General features: G+C 66.0%; 9 protein-coding genes and 2 pseudogenes. 5 read left to right on the top strand and 6 right to left on the bottom strand.

Going from position 1 to position 9,844, the window contains the following annotated elements; genetic code table 11:
- The 5 genes from I5W_RS19180 to I5W_RS19160 all read left to right on the top strand — a co-directional run.
- Nucleotides 1–1,635 (top strand): ABC transporter permease (locus I5W_RS19180; protein ID WP_044530421.1); only part of this gene is annotated, 1,635 nt, incomplete at its 5' end.
- Nucleotides 1,632–2,402 (top strand): ABC transporter ATP-binding protein, encoded by a 771-nt coding sequence (locus I5W_RS19175; RefSeq protein WP_044530420.1) that lies wholly within the window; start codon nt 1,632–1,634, stop codon nt 2,400–2,402. The genes I5W_RS19180 and I5W_RS19175, both read left to right, overlap by 4 nt.
- Nucleotides 2,399–3,100, top strand: a complete 702-nt coding sequence (locus I5W_RS19170) for an ABC transporter ATP-binding protein (protein ID WP_044530419.1) — start codon at nt 2,399–2,401, stop codon at nt 3,098–3,100. The genes I5W_RS19175 and I5W_RS19170 overlap by 4 nt, the downstream gene beginning before the upstream one ends.
- Nucleotides 3,101–3,260: 160 nt before the next feature.
- Complete coding sequence (locus tag I5W_RS19165) at nt 3,261–4,901, top strand: histidine kinase famiy protein (RefSeq protein ID WP_050010695.1); 1,641 nt, start codon at nt 3,261–3,263, stop codon at nt 4,899–4,901.
- 52 nt (nt 4,902–4,953) lie between these two features.
- Entirely contained in the window at nt 4,954–5,562 is a 609-nt protein-coding gene (locus I5W_RS19160; RefSeq protein ID WP_044530418.1) for a DUF6988 family protein, read from the top strand.
- Here the strand turns inward: I5W_RS19160 and bioD are convergent.
- The 6 genes and pseudogenes from bioD to I5W_RS33520 all read right to left on the bottom strand — a co-directional run.
- Complete coding sequence (bioD, locus tag I5W_RS19155) at nt 5,540–6,223, bottom strand: dethiobiotin synthase (RefSeq protein WP_044530417.1); 684 nt, start codon at nt 6,221–6,223, stop codon at nt 5,540–5,542. The genes I5W_RS19160 and bioD overlap by 23 nt on opposite strands.
- A complete protein-coding gene (bioA, locus tag I5W_RS19150; RefSeq protein ID WP_044530416.1) occupies nt 6,220–7,584 on the bottom strand; it encodes an adenosylmethionine--8-amino-7-oxononanoate transaminase in 1,365 nt (454 codons plus the stop codon). The genes bioD and bioA overlap by 4 nt, the downstream gene beginning before the upstream one ends.
- Nucleotides 7,581–8,741, bottom strand: a complete 1,161-nt coding sequence (bioF, locus tag I5W_RS19145) for an 8-amino-7-oxononanoate synthase (protein WP_044530415.1) — start codon at nt 8,739–8,741, stop codon at nt 7,581–7,583. Before bioF ends, bioA begins: the two co-directional genes overlap by 4 nt.
- A 10-nt stretch (nt 8,742–8,751) precedes the next feature.
- Nucleotides 8,752–8,883 (bottom strand): cytochrome P450, encoded by a 132-nt coding sequence (locus I5W_RS33530; RefSeq protein WP_252717113.1) that lies wholly within the window; start codon nt 8,881–8,883, stop codon nt 8,752–8,754.
- A gap of 18 nt (nt 8,884–8,901) precedes the next feature.
- A pseudogene (locus tag I5W_RS33525) lies at nt 8,902–9,117 on the bottom strand (cytochrome P450); the annotation flags it as partial.
- 98 nt (nt 9,118–9,215) lie between these two features.
- Nucleotides 9,216–9,683, bottom strand: a pseudogene (locus I5W_RS33520) (cytochrome P450); the annotation flags it as partial.
- Nucleotides 9,684–9,844: the final 161 nt, after the last annotated feature.

Below are 9,844 nucleotides of genomic sequence, written 5' to 3'. Positions count from 1 at the left end.
CTGGTGCTGCGGCGGATCTATCGGGCGCCCGAACTGTTCCAGTTGCTGGCCACCTTTGCCCTGGTGCTGGTCATCAAGGATGCCGTGCTCTGGGCCTGGGGGCCGGAAGACCTGTTCGGCCCGCGCGCTCCAGGTCTGGGCGGTGCCGTGCACCTGCTGGGCCGGCGCCTGCCGCAATACGACCTGCTGTTGATCTTCATCGGTCCGCTGGTGTTCGCCCTGTTGTGGCTGCTGCTCAACCGCACGCGCTGGGGCACGCTCATTCGCGCCGCCACCCAGGACCGCGAGATGCTGGGCGCGCTGGGCGTGAACCAGGCCTGGCTGTTTACTGCCGTGTTTGCACTGGGCTGCTTCCTGGCCGGCCTGGGCGGGGCCTTGCAGGGGCCGCGCATCCCGGCCAACCTGGCGCTGGATCTGGATACCATCGGCAATGCCTTCGTGGTGGTGGTGGTCGGTGGCATGGGGTCCCTCGGTGGCGCCTTCGCGGCGGCCTTGCTGATCGCCGAAGTCAAGGCGCTGTGCATCGCCCTGGGCCATGTCTCCTGGTTCGGCCTGGAGATATCTCTTTCGCGGCTCACGCTGGTGGTCGAGTTCCTGGTGATGGCCGCGATCCTGGTGCTGCGGCCCTGGGGCTTGTTGGGCAAGCCGCTGGCGCTGGTGCGTTCCAGCGGCGCGCAGCAAGCGCCGCTGCGCCAGAGTAGTCGCGGCGCGCGGCTGGCGGGCCTGGCGCTGATGCTGGTGCTGCTGGCCCTGCCGCTGCTGGCCGGGCGCTTGCCCTATCTGCCGGTGCTGATGGTGGAAATCCTGATCGCCGTGCTGTTTGCCGCCAGCCTGCATTTTCTGCTGGGGCCGGGCGGCATGGTGTCCTTCGGTCATGCCGCCTATTTCGGCCTGGGCGCCTATGGCGCCGCGCTGGTGAGCTTGCAGTGGCAATGGCCGATGCCGCTGGCCATGCTGGCCGGTGCGTTGACCGCCATGGTCGCAGCGGTGCTGTTCGGCTGGTTCTGCGTGCGTCTGTCGGGCGTCTATCTGGCCATGTTGACGCTGGCCTTTGCACAGATCGTCTGGGCCGCCATCTTCCAGTGGGATGACGTTACCGGTGGCAGCAACGGCTTGGTGGGCTTGCGTCCCAGCGAGCTGGTGGCTGCGCCCCTGGCCTATTACTACCTGGCCCTGGGCTGTGCCGCGCTGGGGGTGTATTTGCTGCGGCGGGTGATCCACGCTCCCTTCGGTCTGGCCTTGCGCGCCGCACGCGACGCCGCTGTGCGGGCCGAGTCGCTAGGCATGGATGTGCGCGCCTTGCAGTGGGGCGGCTTTGCCGTTGCCGGCCTGTTCTGCGGACTGGCCGGGGTACTGTTTGCTTTCTCCAAGGGCAGTATCTCGCCCGAGGTGGCCAGCGTGGGGCGTTCGGTCGATGGCCTGGTGATGGTGATGCTGGGCGGCGTGCAAAGCCTGCTCGGCCCCTTGCTCGGCGCCGCGCTGTTCACTTGGCTGCAAGATCTGGTGGCGCGCGAGACCGATTACTGGCGCGCCTTGCTGGGTGGCGTGATCCTGCTGCTGGTGCTGCTGTTCCCAGGCGGCCTGGCCGGTGCCATGCAGCGTCTGCGTTGGCGCAGCGACGGGGAGGGCGCATGAGCCTGTTGCAGGTGCAAGCCATCTCCAAGTCCTTCGGCGGCGTGGCCGCGCTCAATGCGGTGTCCTTCGACTTGCCGGCCGGACAGATGCTGGCCTTGATCGGTCCCAATGGTGCTGGCAAATCGACCTGCTTCAATGTCATCAACGGTCAACTGCGCCCCGATGCCGGCGCCGTGCTGCTCGATGGCCACGACATCGCCGGGCTGGATGCGCGCCGCATCTGGCGCCGTGGCGTGGGGCGCACCTTCCAGGTCTCGGCCGCCTTTGCCTCGCTGACGGTACTGGAAAACGTCCAGGCCGCCTTGCTCTCGCACCGACGCCGGCTGTGGCAACTGTGGCGTCCGGCTGCGCATTGCCTGCGCCAAGAAGCCATGCACCTGCTCGATCAGGTCGGCATGAGCGCCCAGGCCGAGCGTGCCTGCGGGGTACTGGCCTATGGCGACATCAAGCGGGTGGAGCTGGCCATGGCGCTGTCCAATGATCCGCGCCTGCTGTTGATGGATGAGCCCACGGCCGGCATGGCCGCGCGCGAGCGCCAGGAACTGATGACCTTGACGCGCCGGCTGGTCAGCCAACGCGGGCTATCGGTGCTGTTTACGGAACACAGCATGGATGTGGTGTTCGCCTTTGCCGACCGCATCATCGTGCTGGCCCGCGGCCAGGTGATCGCGCAGGGCGATGCGCAAGATGTGCGCCAGGATGCGCGCGTACGCGAAGTCTATTTCGGTTCCGGGGCCAGCTTCGGACACGTGGGAGCAGCATCATGAGCGCGCCACTGCTGCAGGTCGAGGGCCTCAATGCCTCCTATGTCCGCGCCCACATCCTGTTCGACCTGTCCTTGCAGGTCGGGCGTGGCGAAGTGGTGGCGCTGATGGGCCGCAATGGCGCCGGCAAGTCCACCACGCTCAAAGCCTTGATGGGCTTGCTCGAAGGCGGCAGCGGCAGCATCACCTTCGGCGGCCGCGACATCACGCGCCTGGCCCCTTACCAGCGCGCCCGGCTGGGCCTGGGTTTCGTGCCCGAAGACCGGCGCATCTTCACCGAGCTGACGGTGCTGCAAAACCTGGAAACCGGCCGTCAGCCAATGCGCGAGGGCGCGCCGGCCTGGACCCCTGCGGCCCTGTTCGAACTCTTCCCCAACCTGGGCGCCATGCCGCATCGCCCCGGTGGGCGCATGAGCGGGGGCGAGCAGCAGATGCTCACCATCGCCCGCACGCTGATGGGCAATCCGCACCTGCTGTTGCTGGATGAACCCTCCGAAGGCGTGGCCCCGGTCATCGTCGAACAGATGGCGGCGATGATTCAACAGCTCAAGCAGCGCGGCATGTCCATCCTGCTGTGCGAGCAGAATACCCACTTCGCCGGCATGGTCAGTGATCGTGCCTACCTGCTGGAGCTGGGCCGCATCGTCCATCACGGCCGTGTCGAGCAAGTCCAAGCTCATCAGCAGCAATCCGGCCTGTAGCAAGGGCGGTGCCGCAGTGTCGCCGCAATGTAACAGGTGGCTCGCGTTCTTGTTGCAATTGGCGGGGAACCGCTGAGCACTCTCATGTCAAAACTCCAGTAAGCAGCTCGCTTCATCTTTCTGTATTGCAACCGAGCCCAGCCCTACGGAGAACAACATCATGCGCCCACTCGCCAAGCATCCCCCGGTGCATTGGCCTGCCGACGACTACAACGATGCCGGAATACGCAACGACCACGCCAAGGTCGCGGTAGGCGATGACGCCAACGATATCTTCTTTGCCGCTGTCGAAATGACGCGGATGCCCATGATCGTGTCCGACCCTCGCAAGCCGGATAACCCGATCATCTTCGTCAACAATGCCTTCATCAACATGACCGGCTACAGCTCTGCCGAGGTGGTGGGCAAGAACTGTCGCTTCCTGCAAGGCCCGGAAACCGATCGCTCGGTGGTGGCCCAGGTGCGCCAGGCTGTGGCCGAACGGCGCGAGATTGCCACCGAACTGCTGAACTATCGCAAGAACGGCTCCACCTTCTGGAATGCACTGTTCATCTCGCCGGTCTATGACCAGCAGGGCGAACTGAAGTATTTCTTCAGTTCGCAACTGGACATCAGCCGCCGCCGTGACGCCGAGCAAGCCCTGGGCCAAGCGCGCAAGATGGAAGCGCTGGGCCAGTTGACCGGCGGTATCGCCCACGACTTCAACAATCTCTTGCAAGTCATCACCGGCTATCTCGACATCATCCACCTGGCCCTGCGCAGCGAGGTGCCCGATCTCGGGCGCGTGGCGCGCAGTGCCGACAGCATCCGCAAGGCCTCCGGCAAGGCCGCCATGCTGACCCAGCAATTGCTGGCCTTCGCCCGCAAGCAGCGCCTGGAAGGGCGCACCATCAATCTCAATTCCCTGACTGAAGGCTTTACCGACCTGGTGCAGCGTACTTTGGGCGGCGATATCCAGGTGCGCACCGAACTGGCACCGGGCCTGTGGAATTGCCGGCTCGATCCGACCCAGATGGAAGTGGCCCTGTTGAACGTGCTTATCAATGCGCGCGACGCCATGTCTGGCAAGGGCACGGTACGCATCCGTACAAGCAACGAAGACCTGAGTTCGGAAGAACGCGCCCTGCAATCTGGCCTCAAACCGGGTCTGTATGTATGCATCGCCGTCATCGACAATGGCCCCGGCATCCCTCCCGAGATCCTGCCGCGCGTGATGGATCCCTTCTTCACCACCAAGGACGAAGGCAAGGGGACCGGCCTGGGCTTGTCGATGGTCTATGGTTTCGTCAAGCAATCCGGCGGCTCGGTACGGATTTCCTCGGGGCGCGAGGGCGGCACCACCGTGGCGATCTATTTCCCGGCCACCCATGACCAGGTCGGCGGCGGCTTCGAGTATGACAATCGCACCCACAGCCAGGGCGGCAACGAGCACATCCTGGTGGTGGACGACCGCATCGAGGTGGCCGAACTGGCCCAGGCCATGCTGGAAAGCCTGGGCTATCGCGTGAGCATGGTCAATTCACCCGCCGAGGCCTTGCAGGTGATACGCACCGGCCCCACGGTCGATCTGTTGTTTACCGACCTGATCATGCCCGGCAACATGAATGGGGTAGTACTGGCGCGGGAAGCCCGGCGTGTGTTACCTTCACTGAAAATTTTATTAACTACCGGTTACGCCAGTGAGTCGATAGAGCGACATGGCGCCGATGGCGAGTTTCCCGTCATCGACAAGCCTTATCGCCACGATGAACTGGCCCGCAAGATCCGCATTGTCCTCGACGGCGCCACTGGCGTGAGCTGAAAACAATAACAACAAGCCGTCCACCCATGCCCGCTTAAAGGGAAGTCGTGCCATGCAATTGGATCATCTATTGGCCAGGGCCCAGTCCCTGGCCTATCGTATTTCTGCCGAATTCAACGGCCAGCCGCTGCCGGCGGACAGGCGCGCCTGCGCCGCCATCGGTTGCCTGACGGTGGGCCAGCAACACCATTGCGGCATCATCCTGCTGCTGCGGGATGCCATTCCCGTACACGCCTCGGCCTTTGCCCTCATCGGCCACCAGATCGAGGCCGCCTTCAATGCCTTGTGGCTGTGGTACTGCGCCAGTGAAGAGGAAGTCGATCGCTTCCTGGCCGATGGCAGTGGCAAGACCATGCGTCAATTGCTGCCCCAGGTCGATGGCGTGCTGGCCGGCAGCGATGGCCCGGAAGCAGCCATCCTGCGCGACCATTGGGCGCGCCTGAGCGACTTCGTGTTTGCCGGTGAGCGCCGCATCCGCCACTGGCTCGATGCCAACGAGGTCGATGCCATGTATGCGGAAAGCGCCGTCACCGAACTGGTGGAGTTGGCCAATTCCATGGCCGAACTGGGGTTGGCGAGTTTTCGCACCATCCACGACAAGCATTTCACCGCCGTGCGCAGCACCCCGACCCATTCGATCAAGCTGGATCTGGCCAAGTAAGCCGCGCCGCCGCCTGGGCCGCCGTCATGCCGGGCGACCAGGGCAGCCGGCCCAGCAGTGGCGCCTGTAGCCGTTGCACCAGGGTATCGATCATGGCATCGGCCTGATCTTCCTCGGCGTCGATGCGGTTGGCGACCCAGCCCGCCAGGCGCAGACCGCGCCAGCGTATCGCCTGTTGCGTGAGCAGCGCATGATTGATGCAGCCCAGCCGGATGCCCACCACCAGCACCACTGGCAAGTCCAGCCTGGCGACCAGGTCATCGCTGTGGTAGCGCTCATCGAGCGGCACCATGAAGCCGCCCGCGCCTTCCACGATCAACACATCACAGAGCGCGAGCAACTGCGCATGACACTGCGCCAGATGCTCCAGTTCGATGCGCACGCCTTCTGCACGGGCGGCGATATGCGGGGCAGTCGCCTGTCGCAGCAGATAGGGGTTCACCAGATGCGGCGGCAATGCCACGTTGGCGGCAGCCTGCAAGGCTTGTACATCGTCGTTACACCACTGGCCATCTGGATCAAGGAAAGCGCCCGAGGCTACCGGCTTCATGCCCGCCGCCCGCACGCCCCGTGCCGCGTGCAGGTGGACCAGCGCCGAGGCCACCAGGGTCTTGCCCACGCCGGTATCGGTGCCGGTGACGAAATAGCTGCGCCCCCTCATTGCGCCACTACCGCCGCAAAGGCCGCATCGAAGGCTGCATACAAGCGCTCACCCAGCCATTGCGCCTGCTCGGCATCGAGGATGTAGGGCGGCATCACATAGAGCGCCGCGCCGATGGGGCGCACCAGCAATTCCCGTTGCGCCGCTTCGGCTGCCAGCCGGCGCGCGAAGGCAGACGCGCTGGCGGCATCCTCGATCACAGCATCGCAGGCCCAGATCATGCCGCGCTGGCGCACATGACGCACCCGCCCATCCTGCGCCAGCGGCTGCAAGGCCTGCGCCAGCACGGGGGCGAAGCGGCCATTGCGCGCCAGCACCTGCTCCTGTTCGAAGATGGCCAGGGTTTCCAGCGCGGCACGGCAGGCCAGCGGGTTGCCGGTGTAAGAGTGCGAATGCAAGAAGCCGCGCCGCAGGTCATCGTCATAGAACGCCTGGTAGATCGCCGCGCTGGCCATCACCAGCGACAGCGGCAGGTAGCCGCCGCTGATGCCCTTGGACAGGCACAGCAGGTCGGGCCAGATACCGGCCTGTTCGCAGGCGAAGAAGCTGCCGGTGCGACCGCAGCCGACGGCGATTTCATCGGCGATCAGGTGCGCGCCATAGGTGTCGCACAGCCGGCGCAGGCCGCGCACGTAGCTCGCATCATGCATGGCCATGCCCGCCGCGCACTGCACCAGCGGCTCCACGATCACGGCGGCGATGCGCCCCTGGCGCTGTTGCAGCAGCCGCTCCACATCGGCCAGCGCCCGAGCGGCGACGTCGGCGCTACTTTCGCCGGGCCGCGCCTGGCGCGCATCGGGCGAAGCCGCGATGTGCGCCGGTCTAAGCAGCGCTTCATAGGCCGTGCGAAAGAGCGGGGTATCGGTCACCGCCAGCGCACCCACGGTTTCGCCATGGTAGCCCCCGGCGATGCAGATGAATTCGTTCTTGTCGGCTTGCCCGGCATTGCGCCAGGCGTGCACGCTCATCTTCAGTGCAATCTCCACCGCCGAGGCGCCATCGGAGGCATAGAAGCAGTGCCCCAGTGCCTGCCCGGTCAGCGCTGCCAGGCGCTCGGATAACTGCACCACCGGTTCATGGGTGAAGCCGGCCAGCATGGCGTGTTCCAGTTGCCCCAACTGATCGACCAGGGCGGCATTGATGCGCGCATTGGTATGACCGAACAGGTTGACCCACCAGGAACTGATGGCGTCCAGATAGCGGCGGCCCTCGGTATCGACCAGCCAGGGGCCGTGGGCGCGAGCCAGGGCGATAGGCGGCATACTTTCATGGCGCCGCATCTGGGTACAGGGATGCCAGACGCTGCGCAGGCTGCGTGCGGCCAAGGAGTCGGCCAAGGAGTCGGGGCGGGCAAGCGTCATGCGGTGTACTCCGGTGCGAGTGCAGTCAGGGCTGCCACCAACTGCGCCACCTGCTCTGGGGTGTGCGCCGCCGACAGGCTGATGCGCAGCCGTGCCGTGGCCTTGGGAACCGTCGGTGGGCAGATCGCCGGCACCCACAAGCCCCGTGCGCGCAGCGCTGCGGCCAGGGCGCGGGCGGCGGCGTTATCGCCCACGATCAGGGGCTGGATGGCGGTGCTGGAGGGCAGCAGTGTCCAGGGCAGTCCGGCCAGTCCCTGGCGCAATTGCGCAGCCAGGCTGCGCAGTCGCTGGCGTCGCCAGTCCTCCTTGGCGATCAGGCCGAGGCTGGCCGAGGTGGCCGCGGCCAGGGCCGGGGGATGGGCGGTGGTGAACATGTAGGTACGCGCGCGCTGCATGATCCATGCAAGCAGGTCGCGCTGGCCGGCCACGAAAGCCCCGGCCACGCCAGCCGCCTTGCCCAGCGTGCCCATGTAGATCACGTGCGGCGCCTGCACTTGGGCCAGGGCCAGGCTGCCTTGGCCTTGCGGGCCCAGCACGCCCAGGCCGTGGGCGTCATCCACCAGCAGCCAGGCATCATGGCGGGCGCAGACGGCGGCCAGCTCGGCCAGCGGCGCCAGGTCGCCATCCATGCTGAAGACCGCATCGGTGGCCACCAGCTTGCGACCGGCCGGGCAACGCGCCAGCACCTGTTCCAGCCGTGCCGTGTCGTTGTGGGGAAACACCTTCAGGCTGGCCCCGGACAAGCGGGCGCCATCGATGAGGGAGGCATGGGACAGGCGATCCACGATGACCGTGTCACCAGCGCCCACCAGGGCGCCGATCACGCCCAGGTTGGCCATGTAGCCATTGGAAAAACAGAGCGCTGCCGGCAATCCGACAAAGGCCGCCAGCTCCGCCTCCAGCGCCTCGTGGGCGGCGCTGTGGCCGCTGATGAGCGCCGAGGCGGATGCGCCCATGCCGTACTGCTGCAGGGCCGTCATGGCGGCGGCGACGATCTCCGGGTGATTGGCCAGGCCCAGGTAATCATTGCTGCAGAAGGACAGCAGATCCTGTCCCTCTACTCGCAACAGCGGCCCTTGCGGACCTTCCACCACGCGCCGGGTGCGCAGCAGGCTCTGGCTGGCCAGCGTGGCCAGGTCAGTAGTGAAATCTTGCATGGAAACTCTTTCAGAAAACCAGCGACAAGCTTTCCAGCGCGCGATAGGCGGCATGGCTGTGCCAGCGGGGTGGCGCATGGTGGTTCAGCGCCAGGGTGGGCAGGCGCTGCATCAGCAGGGTGAAGGCGATTTCCGCCTCCATCTGAGTGAGCGCCGCACCCAGGCAGACATGCGGCCCCTGGCCGAACGATAAATGCACGCCCTGATCGCGCCGGATGTCAAAGCATTGCGGCTGCGCGAAACGACGGTGGTCGTGATTGGCCTGCCCGATATGCAGGATCGCCAGTTCACCCCGGCGCAGGCTGTGGCCGCCCATCTCGACATCGGCCAGCAGGCGCCGCCCGGTATATTGCACCGGGCTGTCATAGCGCAGCATCTCGCGCAGGGCCGGGCGCAGGTCGGGCTGCCGCGAGGTAGCTCGGCCTTGAGTGCGGCCCATTGTTCGGGGTGGCGCAGCAAGGCCAGCAAGCCATTGCCCAGCAGGTTGCGGGTGGTCTCGTAGCCGGCAAAGAGCAGGGTGCAACATTGGGCCAGCAATTCGTTCTGGTTCAGTTGCTGCGCCTGTCGGGCCTGTAGCAGCCGCTGCATCAGGCTGTCCGTGGGCAGAGCCTGCGGGCGTGCCAGTGCCTGCGCAAAGAAGTCGCACAGGGCCGCCATCGCGGCTTGCGCCGCCCGCGTCTGTTGCGCCTCCGGCGTCGGGCTGCCGATGAAGGTGGCCAGGTCGGAGGCCCAGTCGATGAACTGCGGCGGCACCTGCGCGGGCAACCCCATCAGGTTGGCGATCACCAGCGCCGGCAATGGCCGGGCGAACCGCTCGATGAAATCGAAACCCTGGTGGGCCTTGGGATCGGCCACGATGGCATCGATCAATTGCTGCGCAATGCGGGTGATGGCCGGGCGCTGGGCTTCCAGATCGGCCGGCTTGAAGCCCGGATTCAACACCCCGCGCAGACGGCGGTGGGCGCGCCCATCCAGAAACAGCAGGGAGCGCGAAAACAGCCGCTTGAAGCGCAGTTGCGCCGCATCCTGCGCAGCAGCGGTGGCCGGTTGCCCCAGACCGCTATTGATCCAGCGCGCGGCGCGCCGCACCGGAAGCGGGGATC

This window comes from Herbaspirillum sp. B65, from assembly GCF_000333555.1.
Taxonomy (GTDB): domain Bacteria; phylum Pseudomonadota; class Gammaproteobacteria; order Burkholderiales; family Burkholderiaceae_D; genus Herbaspirillum; species Herbaspirillum rubrisubalbicans.
The sequence above is the reverse complement of the archived record's forward strand: the minus strand, read 5'-3'. Positions and strand labels throughout refer to the sequence as shown.

Coding starts and splice junctions, on each gene's coding strand:
- bioA (WP_044530416.1), bottom strand. CDS start 7,584: ATGACGCTTGCCCGCCCCGACTCCTTGGCCGACTCCTTGGCCGCACGC.
- I5W_RS33530 (WP_252717113.1), bottom strand. CDS start 8,883: ATGGAGGCGGAAATCGCCTTCACCCTGCTGATGCAGCGCCTGCCCACC.
- I5W_RS19160 (WP_044530418.1), top strand. CDS start 4,954: ATGCAATTGGATCATCTATTGGCCAGGGCCCAGTCCCTGGCCTATCGT.
- I5W_RS19175 (WP_044530420.1), top strand. CDS start 1,632: ATGAGCCTGTTGCAGGTGCAAGCCATCTCCAAGTCCTTCGGCGGCGTG.
- bioF (WP_044530415.1), bottom strand. CDS start 8,741: ATGCAAGATTTCACTACTGACCTGGCCACGCTGGCCAGCCAGAGCCTG.
- I5W_RS19170 (WP_044530419.1), top strand. CDS start 2,399: ATGAGCGCGCCACTGCTGCAGGTCGAGGGCCTCAATGCCTCCTATGTC.
- I5W_RS19165 (WP_050010695.1), top strand. CDS start 3,261: ATGCGCCCACTCGCCAAGCATCCCCCGGTGCATTGGCCTGCCGACGAC.
- bioD (WP_044530417.1), bottom strand. CDS start 6,223: ATGAGGGGGCGCAGCTATTTCGTCACCGGCACCGATACCGGCGTGGGC.